Here is an 18,059-nt window from a genome sequence, read left to right on the forward strand (position 1 = left end):
TCCCGGCAGCGGGAGCGCTCGGGCGAGGGGTCGGCCTAACGGTCGGCCCCTTCCGTCATCCAGCGGTCCGGACGCGCGTCCCGCCGCCCCGTGCGCGACCGTTCCGCCTGGGCGCCGAGCAGCGCCGCCGCCTCTTCCGTGCCCCGCAGGCGGGCCGTGACGGTCTTGTCGGCCCCGGTGTCCACATGGACGTCGGCGAGGCCCAGCGCGCGCTTCCAGGGCCCCTGCGCCAGCCGTACGCTCTGCACCTTCGCGTGTGGCACCAGCGCCAGGCTGCGCCGCAGCAGCCCCTGGTGCGCGGCGAAGACGGAGTCGGTGACGACCAGGCCGTAGCCCCGCCACCACACCGGCACGCACCACCGCGCGCGCCGCGGCGGCCGGGACAGCGCCGAATCCGGCGGCACGGTCACCCCGGGCAGCACGCGCGCGATGACGGCCTCGGCGACCTCACGCGGGGCGACCGGGACCAGGACCGAGTTCGAGGACCCCGCCACGTCCAGTTCCACCCGCACCCACCCGCGGCGCCGCCACAGCAGCGGCCGCACCACCCGTACGGTCTGCACACGCCCCGGCGGCACCGTCTCGTGGACGCGGTCCAGCAGGCCCCGGTCGATGCGCAGGCCGTCGGGGGAGTCGGCCACCGTCCAGTCGTACTCGGCGACGAACCGGCCCACGCTGCTCGCGCCCGCCGCGCCGAGCAGCGGCAGGGCGGTGGCGAGGACCGTCCACACGCTGTGGGTGGCGAGCCAGAGCACCGGCGGTACGACGAGGGCGGCGGCCAGGGTGCCCCAGGTGGCGCCCGTCAGCACCAGGGAGAGCGCGAGCTCACGCGCGGGCGTCCGCAGCAGTTCGCGCGCCGGGGCTTCGCCGACCTCGTGCGCCGTCTCGGGGGCGAACCCGGCGGCGCGCGCGAGGAGCTCCGCGCGGAGCGCACGCGCCTCCTGCGCGCCGAGGAAGGCGAGCTCGTCCTTCTTGTCGGCGCCGACGACATCGAGTTTGAGCTTGGCGACGCCCGCCACGCGCGCGAGGAGCGGCTGGCTGACGTCGATGGCCTGGATGCGGTCGAGCCGGATGTGCGCGGTGCGCCGGAACATCAGCCCGGTGCGGATGCGCAGTTCGCTCTCGGTCACCGCGAAGTGGGTGAACCACCAGGTGAGGAAGCCGTAGAGGGCGGCCGCCGGCACGGCGACGGCTATCACGAGCAGCAGTGTCGTCGTGGTCAGCCGGGTCAGCTGGCGCTGCGTCTGGTCGGGATCGTGCACCGCCCATCCGATGACCACGGCCACCGGCGCCCACGCCCGCCTGAGCGGCGTCACGGGATGCAGCCGCCGCTCGATCACCGGCGGCTTCCGCCGTACGGCGCCGTCGACGCCCGGGGCCGTCACAGCCCCGCCGATCGGGCCTCGCCCAGCTCGGTGAGCCGGTCGCGCAGCCGTTCCGCCTCGGCGGGGTCGAGGCCGGGAATGGTCGCGTCGGTGGCCGCGGCCGCGGTGTGCAGCTGCACGCTGGCCAGACCGAAGTGCCGCTCGACGGGCCCGGAGGTGACCTCCACCAGCTGCATGCGCCCGTACGGCACGACGGTCTCCTCGCGCCACAGCACGCCCCGGCTGATCAGCAGGTCGTCGGCGCGCTCGGCGTAGCGCCAGGAGCGCCAGTTGCGGCCGAGCATCACCCAGCCCCAGACCGCTACGGCGAGGGGCAGCAGCGCGAAGGCGGCCCAGGCGGGACCGGCGAGCAGGCCCAGCAGTACGGCGAGGCCGACCGTCAGCAGTCCCAGCCACACCACCAGCAACAGCCGCCGCATCCGCAGCAGCCCCGGGGGCAGTCCGGTCCACACCGGCTCGTGCTCCGCTGAAGCGGCCCCGGTTTGCCCGGTATGCGGCGCGTTTTCCTGGCTCCCCGTCTCCATATGGCCAGCCTACGTAGGAGAGACTGTGTCCATGCCTACGACGCAGACCACGGTCGGTATCGGCGGAGCCGCGGAGAGCACCGACATGGTGCTCAACATCGGGCCCCAGCACCCGTCCACGCACGGCGTGCTGCGCCTGCGGCTCGTCCTGGACGGTGAGCGCATCACCAGCGCCGAGCCGGTGATCGGCTACATGCACCGCGGCGCGGAGAAGCTCTTCGAGGCGCGCGACTACCGCCAGATCATCATGCTCGCCAACCGCCACGACTGGCTGTCGGCCTTCTCCAACGAACTGGGCGTCGTCCTGGCCGTCGAGCGCATGCTCGGCATGGAGGTACCCGAGCGGGCGGTGTGGACCCGGACCCTGCTCGCGGAGCTCAACCGGGTGCTCAACCACCTGATGTTCCTCGGTTCGTACCCGCTGGAGCTGGGCGGGATCACGCCGATCTTCTACGCCTTCACGGAGCGCGAGGAGCTCCAGCACGTGATGGAGGAGGTCTCCGGCGGGCGCATGCACTACATGTTCAACCGGGTCGGGGGCCTGAAGGAGGACCTGCCCGCCGGATGGGCCACGCGCGCGCGTGCCGCCGTCGCCGGTGTGCGCTCCCGGATGGACCGCTTCGACGACCTGGTCCTCGGCAACGAGATCTTCCGGGGGCGCACGCGGGGCGTGGGCGTCCTGGCGCCGGAGGCCGTGCACGCCTACGGCGTGAGCGGGCCGATCGCGCGCGCCTCCGGCGTGGACTTCGATCTGCGCCGCGACGAGCCCTACCTCGCCTACGGGGAGCTCCAGGACACGCTCAAGGTGGTCACCCGCGAGGAGGGCGACTGCCTCGCCCGGTTCGAGTGCCTGCTGGAGCAGACCTACAACTCCCTCGATCTCGCCGACGCCTGCCTCGACCGGCTCGGGGAGCTGGCGCCCGGCCCGATCAACCAGCGGCTGCCGAAGGTCCTGAAGGCGCCCGAGGGGCACACGTACGCGTGGACCGAGAACCCGCTCGGCATCAACGGCTACTACCTGGTCAGCAAGGGCGAGAAGACGCCGTACCGGCTCAAGCTCCGCTCGGCCTCGTTCAACAACATCCAGGCGCTGGTGGAGCTGCTGCCGGGCACGCTGGTGGCGGACATGGTGGCGATCCTGGGGTCACTGTTCTTCGTGGTCGGGGACATCGACAAGTAGGCCGCCCAAGGCCGCGTCCGCGATGCCCACGGGCTGGAGCAGCCAGCCGAAGTCGCCGAGGCCGCCGGGTGCGGTGAGTTCGGCGGCCTCGCCGGCGGCCGCGAGGGCGCGTACGTAGGCCGCCGGCCGGGTCGTCGCGAGCGCGAGCGGGGGGCGGGCGGCTTCGAGGCCGAGGGCGCGCAGGGCGTCGCGCTGCGTGAGGAGGCGTGCGCCGGGGGGCTCGTACGCCGGTGCGTGCTCGTTCACGCCCGCGCGCGCATCCGTCCTCTCACCCGGGCGTTCCCCGGCCCGCGCACACGCGTCCAGGGCCACATGCGCCGTGACATCGCAGGACCCGTCCGGCACAGGCGCCGTCCCGCGCCCCTCCCGGAACCCGGTCAGCGTGCCGAACAGGGGCCGCGCGTCCGCCGTGTGCGCGTAGTCGACGGCCACCGCGAGCCCCCGCTCGACGGTCCCGACCGCTTCCGCCCACGCCTCGTCCCGGGGCAGCCCGATCTCGGCCCGCAGTCCCTCCTCCGGGGGCAGCGGCCACCACCGCGCGAGCCACTCGGCGTCCGCGCCGGTGACCGGCTCGCCGAGCCGTTCGGTCCCGTCGCGCCGTACGAGGACCGTGCGCGGTACGCCCTCGGGGTCGACCTCGGCGATGTCGACGGGCACGTTGTCCAGCCACTCGTTGGCGAACAGCAGGCCCGTGACGCCCTGTGGCGGCTTGGGCAGCCACTCGATCCGGTGATCGAGACCGGGCGGGCGGCCGGCGATCTCGACGGCGTACCCGCGCGCGCGGGCGGCCACGTCGGAGGGGAGGGCGGCGAGGACCGCGGTGACCAGTTCGCCGCGGCCCGCGGCCATGTCCACGAAGTCGAGGCGGGAGGGCCGGCCCAGTGCCTCGTCGACCCGGCACAGCAGCCGGGCCACCGCCCCGGCGAACAGCGGCGAGGCGTGCACGGACGTACGGAAGTGCCCGGCCGGGCCCTCCGGCCTGCGGTAGAAGCCCTGCGGCCCGTACAGCGCCCGCTGAGCCGCCGCCCGCCACCCGAGCCATTCGTCGCCACCGTCTCGCGTCACGCGCCCAGGCTAAGGGCACAGGGGAGCGGGGCCTCCACCTTGCGGAGTACGCGCGCTCCCCGCGGATCGGTCCTCCGGTTGACCCCTGCACACATCTCGCTTCCCTACGCTGGGTTACGTGCAGCGCCTCTATGACTTCCTCCGCAGACACCCGACGTGGGTCGACGGCTTCTGGGCCGTCTTCTTGTTCGGGATCACCGTGGTGTCCGGGGTCGTGCAGCAGGAAGTGGAGCGCGTCGACTACCCGGTCGCCGCCGTGCCGATCGCCCTGCTGCTGTCCCTGGTGATCGCGCTGCGCCGGCGCATGCCGGAGAAGATGCTGGTCCTGGCCATCGCGCTCGGTGTGGCGCAGCTGGTGCTGGACGCCGAGACCATGCCCGCGGACTTCGCCATGCTGGTGATCACCTACACGGTGGCCGCGAACGGTGCCCGCTGGGCCTCCAGGCTGGCGCTCGGCGTCGGCCTGTGCGCGGCCCCCCTGGCGCAGTTGCGCTGGCCGGAGAACGAGTCGAGCGCCCTCGGCACCGTCGCGATCATGATCTTCACCTCGGTGCCGTTCGCGCTCGCCTGGGTGCTCGGTGACTCGATACGCACCCGGCGCGCGTACTTCGCGCAGCTCGAGGAGCGCGCGACCCGGCTCGAGAAGGAGCGCGAGGCGCAGGCCAAGGTCGCGGTCGCCGCCGAGCGCGCCCGGATCGCGCGCGAGCTGCACGATGTGGTCGCGCACAACGTCTCGGTGATGGTGGTGCAGGCCGACGGCGCCGCCTACGTCCTCGACGCCGCCCCCGACCAGGCGAAGAAGGCCCTGGAGACGATCTCCTCCACCGGCCGGCAGGCCCTCGCCGAGATGCGCCGCCTGCTGGGCGTGCTGCGCACCGGCGAGCACGAGGAGGGCGGGGAGTACGTCCCGCAGCCCGACGTCGAGCAGATCGACGAGCTCGTCCAGCAGTGCCGCACCTCCGGACTGCCCGTCGACTTCAAGGTCGAGGGCACCCCGCGCCCGCTGCCGAGCGGGGTGGAGCTGACCGCGTACCGCATCGTGCAGGAGGCGCTCACCAACACCCGCAAGCACGGCGGCCCGGACGCGGGTGCGAGCGTGCGGCTGGTCTACTTCGACGACGGTCTCGGTCTGCTCGTCGAGGACGACGGCAAGGGTGCCCCGCACGAGCTGTACGAGGAGGGCGGCGCCGACGGCCAGGGCCACGGTTTGATCGGTATGCGAGAGCGGGTCGGCATGGTGGGGGGCACCCTGGACGCGGGCCCCCGCCCGGGCGGAGGATTCCGCATCAGTGCCCTGCTGCCGCTCAAACCGGCGCACTGAGACCGGTCATGTGCTGCGTTGACACCTGTAACGACCCCGTTCACGGACACGGAAGAGGACTCGATGACGATCCGCGTAATGCTCGTCGATGACCAGGTGCTGCTGCGCACCGGGTTCCGGATGGTGCTCGCCGCCCAGCCGGACATGGAGGTCGTCGCGGAGGCGGGCGACGGCGTCGAGGCCCTGCAGGTGCTGCGGGAGACCGCGGTCGACGTGGTGCTGATGGATGTGCGCATGCCGAAGCTGGACGGTGTGGAGACCACCCGCCGGGTCTGCGCGGACGCCGATCCGCCGAAGGTGCTGATCCTGACCACCTTCGACCTCGACGAGTACGCCTTCTCCGGGCTGAAGGCGGGCGCCTCCGGGTTCATGCTCAAGGACGTGCCGCCCGGGGAACTGCTCGCCGCCATCCGGGCGGTGCACAGCGGCGACGCGGTGGTGGCCCCCTCGACCACGCGCCGGCTGCTGGACCGCTTCGCGCCGATGCTGCCCAGCACCGGCCAGGAGCCGCAGTTCAAGGAGCTGGACCGGCTCACCGACCGGGAGCGCGAGGTCATGGTGCTGGTCGCCCAGGGGCTGTCCAACGGGGAGATCGCGGCCCGGCTCGTCCTGTCGGAGGCGACCGTCAAGACGCACGTGGGCCGCATCCTGACCAAGCTAGGGCTGCGGGACCGGGTGCAGGTGGTGGTCCTGGCCTACGAGACGGGACTGGTGCGGGCCGGCGGACAGGGCTGAGCGGCGCCGGTCAGCGCAGCAGCGCCTCCAGGAGGTCCCCGCCCAGCCGGGCGACCGCCGCGACGTCCAGCTGGTGCAGGACGTAGCGCCCGCGCCGGCGGGTGGTGATCAGGCCCGCCTTCTTGAGCACGCCCAGGTGCCGGGATATCTCGGGCGCGGTCATGCCGTGGATCTGCACGAGCTCGCTGGTGGTGTACGTGCTGCGGGCGAGGTTGCGGCACAGCTGCATGCGCACCGGGTGGGACAGCGCGGTCATGCGCAGGACCAGCTGGTCGACCGAGGGCGGGGCGGTCAGCTCGGGGGAGCCGACCGGGTAGTGCAGGACCGGCTGCCAGCCGTGCCGGTGCAGCACCATCAGATGCGGCCAGCCCAGGCTCGTCGGCACCAGCAGCAGGCTGCGGTCGCGGATGACGGTGTGGCCCTGGCGCAGTTTGTCGATGGTGATCCGGCCGCCGGCCTCGTCGAACGTCACCGCCGCGGACACCGAGGTCAGCGCCTCGGCGAGCCCCTTGTGCCGCAATAGGTCGGTCCGGTGCCGGGCGTCGGCGGCGAGCTGGTGGCGCACGCGGTGCCAGACGTCCGCGAAGAACGCCTCCTCGCAGTCGGTCAGGAACTGCCGCAGCCAGGCCCGGATCCGCGGCGGATCCTCCAGCAGCCGCCTGGTGAACCGCAGTTGCTGCGGCCCGCGCGCGGCGGCCAGCTCCAGGGCCCGGCGGCGCAGGTCGGGATCGGCGAGCGCGGAGGGGCCCGGGGTGGTGTACGGCAGCGCGCAGGTGAACTCCAGGGCGGCGTCCACGAACTGCTCGTCCGTCAGCTTGTCCAGCAGGTCCAGGTCGTCGGCGAGGTCGGCGCCCGGGAGGGTGGGCCCGCCGGGGATGCCGGCGCAGGGCAGGAACAGGTCCGAGAACGTCGTACGCCACAGGAAGTCGGCCTCGCACATCCGGTCGGCCAGGTGCGGGTCGAGCGCCGCGGTCACGCTGGTGGCCCAGCCCTGGAGGCCCGGGTGGTGGGCCGGCTCGGACAGCGCGTGCAGCGCCATGCCGAGCTCGGCCAGGGGCGAGGGAACGACGGCGACCCTCTCCGGCCGCAGCCCCGCGATGTCGATGCGCACGCTCATGCCCTCATGGTGCACCCGGCCACTGACAACGCCGCCGTCGATTGACGCCCGCCGTCAATCGACGCGACGTCGCCGCGCGCGCGGCGCAGGCTGGGAGGACCGGCCGGGGCAGCCGGAGCCGTCCCGCCGCATCCGTCCCGCCTTCCGGAAGAGGTGAACCGCCATGAACGTCACCCAGCAGTACCTCCTCGACACCTACCGGGCCCGGCAGCACGGCGAGCCCGCCCCGCCCGCCCCGGGCGCGCAGGACCGGCAGGTCGTACGGGCCTGGCGCGAGGAGCGCCGCTTCCGGGCCGTTCTCGCCGGGCGCCCGGTGGGGGGCGGGCCCTGGCGGTCCCTGGGCCGGCGGCTGCGGCCTAGCCGCTGACCTGCTCCCTCAGCCGCGCCACGAACTCCGCGACGGCCACGCGTACGTCGTGGGCCGTCCAGGTCAGGCCCGCGGCCCGGACGTCGATCTCCGTGACCGCGAGGCCCGGGCCCGGCGCGTCCCAGGGGCGGGCGAACAGCAGGGTCCTCGTCTCCTCGGCGTGCCGGACCGCCGCCTCGGCGACGACATCGGCGTCGTACGGCAGCCAGAGCCGGAACTCGTTGGTGTGCGGCTCCTCGGGGTGGACGCGGGCCCAGGGCAGCCCCGCCGCCGCGAACCCCTCGCGCAGGGCGCCGGCCACCACGCGCGCGTGCCGCACGTAGCCGGGCAGCCGGGGCAGCTCCCGCTCCAGGCCGACCAGCGCCGACAGTGCGGTGGGGAACTGCTGGAAGACGGTGCCGCCGTACCGGTGCCGCCAGGCCTTCATCTCGTCGACGAGCGTTCGGGGCCCGGCGACCGCGGCACCGCCGTAGCCGTCGAGGGACTTGTAGAACGAGACGTAGAGGCTGTCCGCGAGGTCCGCGATCTCATCCAGGGGGCGCTCGAAGTGGACCGTGGCCTCCCACAGGCGCGCGCCGTCGAAGTGCACCACCGCCTCGCGCTCCCGCGCCACCTCCACCACCTCGGTGAGCTCCTGCCAGGACGGCAGCACGAAACCGGCGTCCCGGAGCGGCAGTTCCAGCATCAGCGTGCCGAAGGGCTCGTCGAGGCCGCGCACTTCGTCGGCGGTGGGCGGGCGCGGCTCGCTGGTGACCCTGACCGGGCGCAACCCGCTGACCTGGCTGACGGCGTTCCGCTCGTGCACCTCGGGGTGGGCCAGCGCGTGCAGGGCCACGACCGGGTTGCCGGTGCGGCCGGCCCAGCAGCGCAGGGCCACCTGCTGGGCCATGGTGCCGGTGGGGAAGAACGCGGCGGCCTCCTTGCCGAGCAGCCCGGCGACCTTGTCCTCCAGGGCCTCGACGACACCGTCGCCGTACATGTCGGCCGGCTGGTCCAGGTCGTACACGTCCGACGCCTGCTCCAGCAGCGTGAGCCGTTCCCGGAGCGTGCGCAGGGCACCCGCGCGCCCCAGTGCGCGCTCAGCGCTCCGGGACGCGCTGATGCGCCGCTCTCTGATGCGCTTGCGCCGTTCGGTCTCCGGGAGCTGTTCGCCGTGGTTCGTCGTCTCCGCCGCTTCACTCATGCGCGGATGATGTCGCGGCCCGCCGCACAGGGGCACTCGCTTTTCGGGACGCGTTTCTCCGGGCGCCCTCGGCTCACAAAAACCCACAGCCTGTGGACAACCGACCGCCCCTCGAACCGATCGCGTTAACATGACGAGAAATCGTCCGGTACCCGGAGCGGACTGGAACGGGAAGGCCGCCGTCGCGTGAGTACAAGCCAACAGCCAGATCCGAAGGACCGCCCAGCGCGGCTCACCGTCGGCGTCGTCGGCGCCGGCCGGGTGGGCCCCGCGCTCGCCGCGTCCCTCCAGCTCGCCGGGCACCGGCCGGTGGCCGTCTCCGGGGTCTCCGACGCCTCCCGGCGCCGCGCCGAGCACCTGCTCCCCGGCGTACCCCTCATGACGCCCGCCGAGGTGCTCAAGAGCGCGGAACTGGTGCTCCTGACCGTCCCCGACGACGCCCTGCCCGGCCTCGTCGCCGGACTCGCCGAGACCGGGGCCGTACGGCCGGGCCAGCTGCTGGTGCACACCTCCGGACGGTACGGCGCCCAGGTCCTCGACCCCGCCCTGCGCGCGGGCGCGCTCCCGCTGGCCCTGCACCCGGCGATGACGTTCACCGGCACCCCGGTGGACGTCGAGCGGCTGGCCGGCTGCTCCTTCGGCGTCACCGCCCCCGAGGAACTGCGGCTGGCCGCCGAGGCCCTCGTCATCGAGATGGGCGGCGAGCCGGAGTGGATCGCCGAGGACATGCGGCCGCTCTACCACGCGGCCCTCGCCCTGGGCGCCAACCACCTGGTGACGCTGGTCGCGCAGTCCATGGAGCTGCTGCGCGCGGCCGGTGTCGAGGCCCCCGACCGGATGCTCGGCCCGCTCCTCGGCGCCGCCCTCGACAACGCCCTGCGCTCCGGCGACGCCGCCCTGACCGGCCCCGTAGCGCGCGGCGACGCGGGCACCGTCGCCGCGCACGTCACCGAGCTGCGCCGGCACGCCCCGCAGGCCGTCGCCGGCTACCTGGCGATGGCCCGCGCGACCGCCGACCGCGCGCTCGCCCACGGCCTGCTCAAGCCGGAGCTAGCGGAAGACCTGCTGGGAGTGCTCGCCGACAGCACCGAGGGAGAAGCGGGATGACCATCACCCTGCTGCGCACCGCCGCCGAACTGTCCGCACGCGCGCGTACGGCCAGGCGCGCGGTCGTGATGACCATGGGCGCCCTGCACGAGGGCCACGCCACCCTGGTCCGCTCCGCGCGCGAACTCGCCGGACCGGACGGCGAGGTCGTGGTGACCGTCTTCGTCAACCCCCTCCAGTTCGGCGCGGGCGAGGACCTCGACCGCTACCCGCGCACCCTGGAAGCCGACCTCAAGATCGCCGAGGAGGCCGGTGCGGACGCCGTGTTCGCGCCCTCCGTCGACGAGGTCTACCCGGGCGGCGAACCGCAGGTGCGGGTCAGCGCGGGCCCCATGGGCGAGCGGCTGGAGGGCGCCGCCCGCCCCGGCCACTTCGACGGCATGCTCACCGTCGTCGCCAAACTGCTCCACCTCACCCGCCCCGACGTCGCTCTCTTCGGCCAGAAGGACGCCCAGCAGCTCGCCCTGATCCGCCGCATGGTCCGCGACCTGAACTTCGGCATCGAGATCGTCGGCGTGCCCACCGTGCGCGAGGACGACGGCCTGGCCCTGTCCAGCCGCAACCGCTATCTCTCGCCCGCCGACCGGCGCACCGCGCTCGCCCTGTCCCGGGCGCTGTTCGCCGGCCAGGACCGGCACGCGGCGCAGGAGGCGCTGCGCGCGCGGGCCCGGGAAGTGCCCGCCACGCACGCGCGTGCCGAGGCGCTCAGCGCCCTCGGGGAGTCCCGCGCCGCCGCCGACACGCACGCCGTCGCCAAGGCGGCCCCGGCCGGCCCGGCCGCCGTCCGGGCCGCCGCCCGCCTGGTCCTGGACGAGGCCGCCCGGCTCACCCCGCCGCTCGTACTGGACTACCTCGCCCTCGTCGACCCCACCGACTTCACCGAGATCGACGACGACTTCACCGGCGAGGCCGTTCTCGCGGTCGCCGCCCGGGTCGGGACGACCCGGCTGATCGACAACCTCCCCCTGACCTTCGGAGCCGCCTCGTGACCAGCACAGGCATACGACTGCACGCGCCCGCGCCCGGGTGGTCCATCGACGCGGACGTGGTGGTCGTCGGCTCCGGCGTCGCCGGGCTGACCGCGGCCCTGCGCTGCGAGTCCGCCGGTCTGACGACGGTCGTCGTCACCAAGGCCCGCCTCGACGACGGCTCCACCCGCTGGGCGCAGGGCGGCATCGCCGCGGCGCTCGGCGAGGGCGACACCCCCGAGCAGCACCTGGCCGACACCCTGGTGGCGGGCGCCGGGCTGTGCGACGAGGACGCGGTACGCCTCCTGGTCACCGAGGGCCCGGACGCCGTGCACCGCCTGATCGAGACCGGCGCCCACTTCGACGAGTCGGAGGAGGGCGGCCTGGAGCTCACCCGCGAGGGCGGCCACCACCGGCGCCGGATCGCGCACGCGGGCGGCGACGCGACCGGCGCGGAGATCTCCCGCGCGCTGGTCGAGGCGGTCCGCGCGAAGGGCCTGCGCACCATCGAGAACGCGCTCGTCCTGGACCTGCTCACGGACGTCGACGGCCGCACCGCGGGCGTGACCCTGCACGTGATGGGCGAGGGCCAGCACGACGGCGTGGGCGCCGTGCACGCCCCCGCGGTCGTCCTCGCGACCGGCGGCATGGGCCAGGTCTTCTCCGCGACCACCAACCCGTCGGTGTCCACCGGCGACGGCGTGGCGCTCGCCCTGCGCGCGGGCGCGGAGGTCTCCGACCTGGAGTTCGTGCAGTTCCACCCCACCGTGCTGTTCCTCGGCGCGGACGCCGAGGGCCAGCAGCCGCTGGTCTCCGAGGCCGTGCGCGGCGAGGGGGCCCACCTGGTCGACGCCGACGGCGTGCGCTTCATGGTCGGCCAGCACGAACTGGCCGAGCTCGCGCCCCGGGACATCGTCGCCAAGGGCATCATGCGCCGGATGCAGGAGCAGGACGCCGAGCACATGTTCCTCGACGCCCGGCACTTCGGCGCCGAGATGTGGGAGCACCGCTTCCCGACGATCCTCGCCGCCTGCCGCGCCCACGGCATCGACCCCGTCCACGAACCCATCCCGATCGCCCCGGCCGCCCACTACGCCTCCGGGGGCGTGCGCACCGACTCCCGGGGCCGTACGACCGTGCCCGGCCTGTACGCGTGCGGCGAGGTCGCGTGCACCGGCGTGCACGGCGCGAACCGGCTCGCCTCCAACTCCCTCCTGGAGGGACTGGTCTACGCCGAGCGCATCGCCGCCGACATCGCGGCGGGCCACGCCGGCAACGGCCTGCACGCGCGGGTGCCGCACCCGGTGCCGTCCCCGGAGGTGCCCGCGCATCCGCTGCTCGCGGCCGAGGCCCGTTTCGCCATCCAGCGGATCATGACCGAGGGCGCGGGCGTCCTGCGCTCCGCCGACTCCCTCACGCGGGCGGGCGAGCAGCTCCAGCGGCTGCACTCCGACGCGCGCGAGGCCCTCGTCGAGAACGGCAAGACCGCGGAGCCCGGCGTCGACACCTGGGAGGCCACCAACCTCCTGTGCGTGGCCCGGGTCCTGGTCGCCGCCGCCGTGCTGCGCGAGGAGACGCGCGGCTGCCACTGGCGCGAGGACCGGCCCGAGCGCGACGACACGGCATGGCGCCGCCACATCGTCGTACGGCTGAATCCGGACCGCACACTCGCCGTGCACCCCACCGATACCGCAGACTTCCCCCCGACCCGGCAGCCCCAGGAGCAGTGACAGACGTGAGCACCCCCGACCTTCCCCTCGCCCAGGACGACGGCTGCGGCGACGGCTGCGCCTGCGGGGCGGACACCGACGAGACGTATCTGGAGTGCGGGCTCGACCCCGCGCTCGCGCAGCTCCTGATCGACGCGGGCCTGGACCCGCTGGAGATCGAGGACATCGCGAACGTCGCCATCCAGGAGGACCTGGACAACGGCGTGGACGTGACGACGGTCGCGACCATCCCCGAGGACGCGGTCGCCACCGCCGACTTCATTGCGCGCGAGGCCGGTGTCGTGGCCGGCCTGCGGGTCGCCGAGGCGGTGATCTCCGTGGTCTGCACCGACGAGTTCGAGGTCGAGCGGCACGTGGAGGACGGTGACCGGGTCGAGGCCGGGCAGAAGCTGCTGTCGGTCACCACGCGCACGCGCGACCTGCTGACCGCGGAGCGCAGCGCGCTGAACCTCCTGTGCCGCCTCTCCGGCATCGCGACCGCCACCCGCGCGTGGGCGGACGCCCTGGAGGGCACCAAGGCACGCGTGCGGGACACCCGCAAGACCACGCCCGGACTGCGCGCCCTGGAGAAGTACGCGGTCCGCTGCGGCGGGGGCGTCAACCACCGGATGTCGCTGTCCGACGCGGCCCTGGTCAAGGACAACCACGTGGTCGCCGCGGGCGGTGTCGCGCAGGCATTCAAGGCGGTGCGGGAGGCCTTCCCCCAGCTGCCCATCGAGGTCGAGGTGGACACCCTGCACCAGCTGCGCGAGACGGTGGACGCGGGCGCCGACCTGATCCTGCTGGACAACTTCACGCCGGGGGAGTGCGAGGAGGCGGTGGCGCTGGTGCACGGCCGCGCGGCGCTGGAGGCGTCGGGCCGGCTGACCCTGGACAACGCCAGGGCGTACGCGGACACGGGCGTCGACTACCTGGCCGTCGGGGCGCTGACCCACTCCGCGCCGATCCTGGACATCGGGCTGGACCTGCGAGCGGCGGAGTAGGGAGCGGGAAGCGGCCATGCTGCTGACGATCGACGTAGGAAACACCCACACCGTCCTCGGTCTGTTCGACGGCGAGGACATCGTCGAGCACTGGCGCATCTCCACGGACGCGCGCCGCACCGCCGACGAGCTGGCGGTGCTGCTCCAGGGCCTGATGGGCATGCACCCGCTCCTCGGGGAGGAGCTGGGCGACGGGATCGACGGGATCGCCATCTGCGCGACCGTGCCGTCCGTGCTGCACGAGCTGCGGGAGGTGACGCGGCGGTACTACGGCGACGTGCCGGCCGTGCTCGTCGAGCCCGGGGTGAAGACCGGGGTGCCGATCCTCACGGACAACCCCAAGGAGGTCGGCGCGGACCGGATCATCAACGCGGTGGCCGCCGTCGAGCTGTACGGCGGTCCCGCGATCGTCGTGGACTTCGGTACGGCGACGACCTTCGACGCGGTCAGCGCGCGCGGGGAGTACGTCGGCGGGGTCATCGCGCCGGGGATCGAGATCTCGGTGGAGGCGCTCGGGGTGAAGGGCGCGCAGCTGCGGAAGATCGAGGTCGCCCGGCCCCGGAGCGTGATCGGAAAGAACACGGTCGAGGCCATGCAGTCCGGGATCGTCTACGGCTTCGCCGGGCAGGTGGACGGCGTGGTGGGCCGGATGGCGCGGGAGCTGGCGGAGGATCCGGACGAGGTCACGGTGATCGCGACGGGTGGTCTGGCGCCGATGGTGCTGGGCGAGTCGTCGGTGATCGACGAGCACGAGCCCTGGCTGACCCTGATCGGGCTGCGGCTGGTCTACGAGCGGAACGTGTCCCGGATGTGACGGCACGCGTGCGTGCGGCGGGGGTTCCCGCAGCGGCGGCCCAACCGGGTAACTCCCCCGCGCCACGCCCACCCCCTATGTCGGGTTTGTCTGATTAGCGCGTATCGTCGCCGCATGCCCACGCCATACGGATCCCGTGGCGGCATGGCGTTCGGTGTGGAGGAGCTGCGTGTGCTCCGCCGCGCGCTCGCTCTTGCCCTGAACCCCGCCCCTGCCCCGGCCGAGGATGTCCAGGACTGTCTCTCCCTCGCCCAGTCGCTGGACGAAGCGATGCGCGAGGGCGCACGGCTGCGCGCCTTCCTGGTGGCCGACCTCGCCCGGTACCGCGCCGCCCTGCCCGGCACCGCCGCCGGGTACCTCACCCTCATGGGGGAGGCCCTCGGCGCCGGGTACCGGCCCGAGCCGGACGATCTCGCCGCGCTGCGCGCCCTGCGCGGCAATCCCGTCGCCGCCGCCCTGCTGAGCCGCTGCCAGGTCCTCGCCGAACAGGACGTACGGGCCCGTCTCGCGCGCGGGACGGGCCGCCGGGTGGCCACGGCCGCCCCGAGCGTCCCCGCCTGCCGTACCCGCCTTCTGGCCCTCCCCGGGGGCCTCGCGCCCGCGCCCCTCGCCGCCGCCGAGCAGGACCCCGCCCAGCAGCCCGCGAAGAAGCCCGCGCCCCGGCCCGCCGAGAAGCCGGCCACCCCCGGCCCCGCCGAGCCCCAGCAGCCCCGCCGCCCCGTCCCCACCCCGGGCGAGGTCTTCCCCCGCCGCAAACCCACCGAGCCCCCCGCCCAGCCGCCGCAGCAACTGGCCGCGGGCTGAGCCCCACCCCGGCCCCGGACCACCCGCCCCCCTCGCTACCCTGAAGTCATGGACTACGTCTCCGCGCTGCTGCCCCCCGTCGTCATGGCCGTGTTCTTCGGCGGGGTGATCCGGGTGATCGTGAAGACTCAGGGCGGTGCCAACAAGGCCAAGGAGGACGCCGTGGTGGACGCGGCGCTCGCCCGGGCCGAGGGGGCCCGGCAGGCCTCCGTGCGGAGCGACGGCTGACCCAGGCGGACCGTTCCCGGCGTACGACTCCTTCGTTTTTCGAGTCGTACGCCCTTTTTGTGCCTGTTTGCTGCTGAAAGCGCACGTCCGGCAGGCCAATCCCGGCATCTCCCACTATTGTGCTGAACTGTGCCTCGCCCATTGGGAGAACTCGAAGACGCGGTCATGACGCGGGTGTGGAAGTGGAACCGCCCGGTGACCGTTCGGGAAGTCCTTGAAGATCTTCAGCAGGAACGGTCCATCGCCTACACCACGGTGATGACCGTTTTGGACAATCTCCATCAGAAGGGCTGGGTGCGCCGCGAGGCGGAAGGCCGGGCCTATCGATATGAGGCGGTCTCCACGCGGGCCGCCTACGCCGCCGCCCTCATGAACGAGGCGTGGTCGCAGAGCGACAACCCCGCCGCCGCCCTCGTCGCCTTCTTCGGGATGATGAGCGACGAACAGCGAACTGCTCTCCGCGACGCCGTCCGCATCGCCCAAGGACCGGAACAAACCGAGCAAGGCGATACCCGCCCCGATACGTCCCCGGAGAACCCCGGCTCGGCGCCGGAGGCCGACGGGCGATAGCGTCCGCTCATGTCCGCACAGAGCTCACCGGCTGAGAGCCCCGAAGTCACCGCAAAAGCCCTCACCGTCCGCCGGGCCCGCACCAGCGATGTCCCGGCGGTGCGCCGCCTGCTTGACGCGTACGTCCGCGGCGGCATCCTGCTCGACAAAGCCACGGTGACCCTTTACGAGGACATCCAGGAGTTCTGGGTCGCGGAACGTGACGACAACGCGGAGGTCGTCGGCTGCGGTGCCCTGCATGTGATGTGGGAAGACCTCGCGGAAGTCCGCACTCTCGCGGTGAAGCCCGGGCTGAAGGGCGCGGGCGTCGGTCACCAGTTGCTGGAGAAGTTGCTCCAGACCGCGCGTTGGCTCGGTGTTCGCCGGGTTTTCTGCCTGACCTTCGAAGTGGACTTCTTCGGCAAGCACGGCTTCGTCGAGATCGGTGAGACGCCGGTCGACACCGATGTGTACGCGGAGCTGATGCGTTCCTATGACGAGGGCGTCGCGGAGTTCCTCGGTCTCGAACGAGTGAAACCGAACACCTTGGGCAACAGTCGGATGCTTCTGCATCTGTGATCGCCGGGTAAGCCGAACCGGACTCCCGGTGCCCTATGTCCGAAACGCGCATGTTTCCGGGCGGGGAGCGGGCTGTGAGTCTCTCCCAGGGGTTTGTGTTTTTCCAGCAAAAGCGGTTTGCTTTCCGACGTACTGCAGTACTGCATATAACAAGGGGACGGCGAAACGGCGGACGCCGCAGGCCCCAGCCCTCAAGTTATCGATGAAAGGAAATCCGGTGGCACAGAAGGTTCAGGTCCTTCTTGTCGATGACCTCGACGGTGGCGAGGCGGACGAGACCGTGACGTTCGCGCTGGACGGCAAGACGTACGAGATCGACCTCACGACCGCCAATGCGGACAAGCTCCGTGGCCTTCTCGAGCCTTACGTGAAGGGTGGTCGGCGTACCGGAGGCCGTGCTTCGGGTGGGCGTGGAAAGGCGCGTGCCGCGTCCGGCGGCAGCCAGGACACCGCCCAGATCCGCGCCTGGGCGAAGGAGAACGGCTACGACGTCAACGACCGCGGCCGTGTTCCCGCGTCCATTCGCGAGGCTTACGAGAAGGCCAACGGCTGAGCGCACGAGCGCCGCAGCCGCAGCCGGTGGCAGTGCGTGGCCACCGTGTCCAGCAGTCGTACGAGATCGGGGGCGCCCCCACCGCCCCCCAAGGCCGACAGCGTCGGCAGCGAGGTCTCGACCTCGCGCCCCGGCTCGGGGGGCCGCAGCCAGACAGCGGCCCCCTGCGGCGTGCCGGCGTGGCCCCGGGACGGCCGCCCGTCGGCCGCCCCCGCCCCGCCGGGCTCCGGCGCCTCCATGACGCCGCCCTCGCCGGTCACCGTGAGATCGAGGGCGAGCGCGCCCCACTCCAGCCAGGCCAGCACCCCGGGCAGCTCCTCCGCGCTGCCCGCGGCCACCAGCAGCCGCATCCGGTCGCCCCGCGCCGCCACCGGAGAACCCGGCGCCAGATGACGCAGCGCCGCCCGGCCCGCCTCGGCCGGCACGTCCAGGACGTCGAAGCGCACGCCCAGCCGCAGCCCCAGCGGGCTCCCGGGCACGGTCGGCCACCCCAGTTCGTTCTCGTACCACCGGCGGACCTGATCGCTCGGATCGAGCGGCCGGCGAGGGGACGGGACCGTGGTGACCGGGGGAAGGGTGCCAACCATGCCAAGTGCAACCGTCCGAAGAGCGCCCGGGTTACGCTGGGTGGTCTCGCGGATGCACAGAGTGCCGGTGGAGGGGGCGTGCGGGGGTGCGCGGAGGAGCGAGGTTGTTCGCCCGTAGCGGAGGGAACCGGTCTGCGCGGCATGGACTGTCAGTGCCTGCGGGTAAGACATCCCTAGTGGGAGGGGGCGACACGCACGACCGGGCGTCTCACGTTCGCCATCGGCGTACTGGCGAAGCGGGTAACTGCCTGGCCTGCGGGAACATCGTCTCGCACCATCG

General features: G+C 73.1%; 20 protein-coding genes. 14 read left to right on the top strand and 6 right to left on the bottom strand.

Going from position 1 to position 18,059, the window contains the following annotated elements; genetic code table 11:
• Positions 1-35: 35 nt before the first annotated feature.
• A complete protein-coding gene (locus ACWD1Z_RS23750; RefSeq protein ID WP_451121550.1) occupies positions 36-1,385 on the bottom strand; it encodes a PH domain-containing protein in 1,350 nt (449 codons plus the stop codon).
• A complete protein-coding gene (locus ACWD1Z_RS23755) occupies positions 1,382-1,909 on the bottom strand; it encodes a PH domain-containing protein (protein WP_451121552.1) in 528 nt (175 codons plus the stop codon). The genes ACWD1Z_RS23750 and ACWD1Z_RS23755 overlap by 4 nt, the downstream gene beginning before the upstream one ends.
• Positions 1,910-1,940: 31 nt before the next feature.
• Here ACWD1Z_RS23755 and ACWD1Z_RS23760 point away from each other — a divergent pair, with 31 nt between their 5' ends.
• A complete protein-coding gene (locus ACWD1Z_RS23760) occupies positions 1,941-3,089 on the top strand; it encodes an NADH-quinone oxidoreductase subunit D (protein WP_451121554.1) in 1,149 nt (382 codons plus the stop codon).
• Here the strand turns inward: ACWD1Z_RS23760 and ACWD1Z_RS23765 are convergent.
• Complete coding sequence (locus ACWD1Z_RS23765; RefSeq protein WP_451121556.1) at positions 3,054-4,154, bottom strand: SAM-dependent methyltransferase; 1,101 nt, start codon at positions 4,152-4,154, stop codon at positions 3,054-3,056. The genes ACWD1Z_RS23760 and ACWD1Z_RS23765 overlap by 36 nt on opposite strands.
• Before the next feature lie 118 nt (positions 4,155-4,272).
• Here ACWD1Z_RS23765 and ACWD1Z_RS23770 point away from each other — a divergent pair, with 118 nt between their 5' ends.
• On the top strand, positions 4,273-5,475 hold the full coding sequence (locus tag ACWD1Z_RS23770) for a sensor histidine kinase (protein WP_451121558.1): 1,203 nt from the start codon (positions 4,273-4,275) through the stop codon (positions 5,473-5,475).
• Positions 5,476-5,538: 63 nt separating this feature from the next.
• Positions 5,539-6,210, top strand: coding sequence for a response regulator (locus tag ACWD1Z_RS23775; RefSeq protein WP_451121560.1), 672 nt, complete (start codon positions 5,539-5,541; stop codon positions 6,208-6,210).
• Positions 6,211-6,220: 10 nt separating this feature from the next.
• On the opposite strand, the gene ACWD1Z_RS23780 is transcribed toward ACWD1Z_RS23775, so the two are convergent.
• Positions 6,221-7,327, bottom strand: a complete 1,107-nt coding sequence (locus tag ACWD1Z_RS23780) for a DUF5937 family protein (RefSeq protein ID WP_451121562.1) — start codon at positions 7,325-7,327, stop codon at positions 6,221-6,223.
• Positions 7,328-7,490: 163 nt separating this feature from the next.
• Here ACWD1Z_RS23780 and ACWD1Z_RS23785 point away from each other — a divergent pair, with 163 nt between their 5' ends.
• Entirely contained in the window at positions 7,491-7,694 is a 204-nt protein-coding gene (locus tag ACWD1Z_RS23785) for a hypothetical protein (protein WP_451121563.1), read from the top strand.
• Here the strand turns inward: ACWD1Z_RS23785 and ACWD1Z_RS23790 are convergent.
• Positions 7,684-8,877: a threonine aldolase family protein gene (locus ACWD1Z_RS23790; protein WP_451121565.1), complete on the bottom strand. Its 1,194-nt coding sequence runs from the start codon at positions 8,875-8,877 to the stop codon at positions 7,684-7,686. The two genes, ACWD1Z_RS23785 and ACWD1Z_RS23790, sit on opposite strands and share 11 nt — an antisense overlap.
• Before the next feature lie 186 nt (positions 8,878-9,063).
• Here ACWD1Z_RS23790 and ACWD1Z_RS23795 point away from each other — a divergent pair, with 186 nt between their 5' ends.
• The 10 genes from ACWD1Z_RS23795 to ACWD1Z_RS23840 all read left to right on the top strand — a co-directional run bounded on the left by ACWD1Z_RS23795 (position 9,064) and on the right by ACWD1Z_RS23840 (position 17,192).
• Positions 9,064-9,984: a Rossmann-like and DUF2520 domain-containing protein gene (locus tag ACWD1Z_RS23795; protein WP_451121567.1), complete on the top strand. Its 921-nt coding sequence runs from the start codon at positions 9,064-9,066 to the stop codon at positions 9,982-9,984.
• On the top strand, positions 9,981-10,973 hold the full coding sequence (gene panC, locus ACWD1Z_RS23800; protein ID WP_451121569.1) for a pantoate--beta-alanine ligase: 993 nt from the start codon (positions 9,981-9,983) through the stop codon (positions 10,971-10,973). Before ACWD1Z_RS23795 ends, panC begins: the two co-directional genes overlap by 4 nt.
• Complete coding sequence (locus tag ACWD1Z_RS23805) at positions 10,970-12,682, top strand: L-aspartate oxidase (protein WP_451121570.1); 1,713 nt, start codon at positions 10,970-10,972, stop codon at positions 12,680-12,682. Before panC ends, ACWD1Z_RS23805 begins: the two co-directional genes overlap by 4 nt.
• A gap of 5 nt (positions 12,683-12,687) precedes the next feature.
• A complete protein-coding gene (gene nadC, locus ACWD1Z_RS23810) occupies positions 12,688-13,665 on the top strand; it encodes a carboxylating nicotinate-nucleotide diphosphorylase (RefSeq protein ID WP_451121572.1) in 978 nt (325 codons plus the stop codon).
• Positions 13,666-13,681: 16 nt separating this feature from the next.
• Positions 13,682-14,479, top strand: coding sequence for a type III pantothenate kinase (locus tag ACWD1Z_RS23815; protein ID WP_451121574.1), 798 nt, complete (start codon positions 13,682-13,684; stop codon positions 14,477-14,479).
• A 144-nt stretch (positions 14,480-14,623) separates the two neighbouring features.
• A complete protein-coding gene (locus ACWD1Z_RS23820; RefSeq protein WP_451121635.1) occupies positions 14,624-15,283 on the top strand; it encodes a hypothetical protein in 660 nt (219 codons plus the stop codon).
• A gap of 48 nt (positions 15,284-15,331) precedes the next feature.
• A complete protein-coding gene (locus ACWD1Z_RS23825) occupies positions 15,332-15,511 on the top strand; it encodes a hypothetical protein (RefSeq protein ID WP_451121576.1) in 180 nt (59 codons plus the stop codon).
• Between the two features lie 141 nt (positions 15,512-15,652).
• Positions 15,653-16,081 (top strand): BlaI/MecI/CopY family transcriptional regulator, encoded by a 429-nt coding sequence (locus ACWD1Z_RS23830; RefSeq protein ID WP_451121578.1) that lies wholly within the window; start codon positions 15,653-15,655, stop codon positions 16,079-16,081.
• A 9-nt stretch (positions 16,082-16,090) separates the two neighbouring features.
• Positions 16,091-16,639: an amino-acid N-acetyltransferase gene (locus ACWD1Z_RS23835; RefSeq protein ID WP_328872985.1), complete on the top strand. Its 549-nt coding sequence runs from the start codon at positions 16,091-16,093 to the stop codon at positions 16,637-16,639.
• Between the two features lie 217 nt (positions 16,640-16,856).
• Positions 16,857-17,192, top strand: coding sequence for a histone-like nucleoid-structuring protein Lsr2 (locus tag ACWD1Z_RS23840; RefSeq protein WP_389416962.1), 336 nt, complete (start codon positions 16,857-16,859; stop codon positions 17,190-17,192).
• Here the strand turns inward: ACWD1Z_RS23840 and ACWD1Z_RS23845 are convergent.
• Positions 17,171-17,779, bottom strand: coding sequence for an SCO3374 family protein (locus tag ACWD1Z_RS23845; protein WP_451121581.1), 609 nt, complete (start codon positions 17,777-17,779; stop codon positions 17,171-17,173). The genes ACWD1Z_RS23840 and ACWD1Z_RS23845 overlap by 22 nt on opposite strands.
• Between the last annotated feature and the right edge of the window lie 280 nt (positions 17,780-18,059).

The sequence above is a fragment of the Streptomyces sp. NPDC002784 genome (assembly GCF_053592135.1).

What these genes read in the sequence shown, in the direction of transcription:
- ACWD1Z_RS23755 (WP_451121552.1), bottom strand. Translation starts at nt 1,909, where the DNA reads ATGGAGACGGGGAGCCAGGAAAACGCGCCGCATACCGGGCAAACCGGG.
- ACWD1Z_RS23760 (WP_451121554.1), top strand. Translation starts at nt 1,941, where the DNA reads ATGCCTACGACGCAGACCACGGTCGGTATCGGCGGAGCCGCGGAGAGC.
- ACWD1Z_RS23775 (WP_451121560.1), top strand. Translation starts at nt 5,539, where the DNA reads ATGACGATCCGCGTAATGCTCGTCGATGACCAGGTGCTGCTGCGCACC.
- ACWD1Z_RS23780 (WP_451121562.1), bottom strand. Translation starts at nt 7,327, where the DNA reads ATGAGCGTGCGCATCGACATCGCGGGGCTGCGGCCGGAGAGGGTCGCC.
- ACWD1Z_RS23785 (WP_451121563.1), top strand. Translation starts at nt 7,491, where the DNA reads ATGAACGTCACCCAGCAGTACCTCCTCGACACCTACCGGGCCCGGCAG.
- ACWD1Z_RS23790 (WP_451121565.1), bottom strand. Translation starts at nt 8,877, where the DNA reads ATGAGTGAAGCGGCGGAGACGACGAACCACGGCGAACAGCTCCCGGAG.
- panC (WP_451121569.1), top strand. Translation starts at nt 9,981, where the DNA reads ATGACCATCACCCTGCTGCGCACCGCCGCCGAACTGTCCGCACGCGCG.
- ACWD1Z_RS23815 (WP_451121574.1), top strand. Translation starts at nt 13,682, where the DNA reads ATGCTGCTGACGATCGACGTAGGAAACACCCACACCGTCCTCGGTCTG.
- ACWD1Z_RS23820 (WP_451121635.1), top strand. Translation starts at nt 14,624, where the DNA reads ATGGCGTTCGGTGTGGAGGAGCTGCGTGTGCTCCGCCGCGCGCTCGCT.
- ACWD1Z_RS23825 (WP_451121576.1), top strand. Translation starts at nt 15,332, where the DNA reads ATGGACTACGTCTCCGCGCTGCTGCCCCCCGTCGTCATGGCCGTGTTC.
- ACWD1Z_RS23835 (WP_328872985.1), top strand. Translation starts at nt 16,091, where the DNA reads ATGTCCGCACAGAGCTCACCGGCTGAGAGCCCCGAAGTCACCGCAAAA.
- ACWD1Z_RS23845 (WP_451121581.1), bottom strand. Translation starts at nt 17,779, where the DNA reads ATGGTTGGCACCCTTCCCCCGGTCACCACGGTCCCGTCCCCTCGCCGG.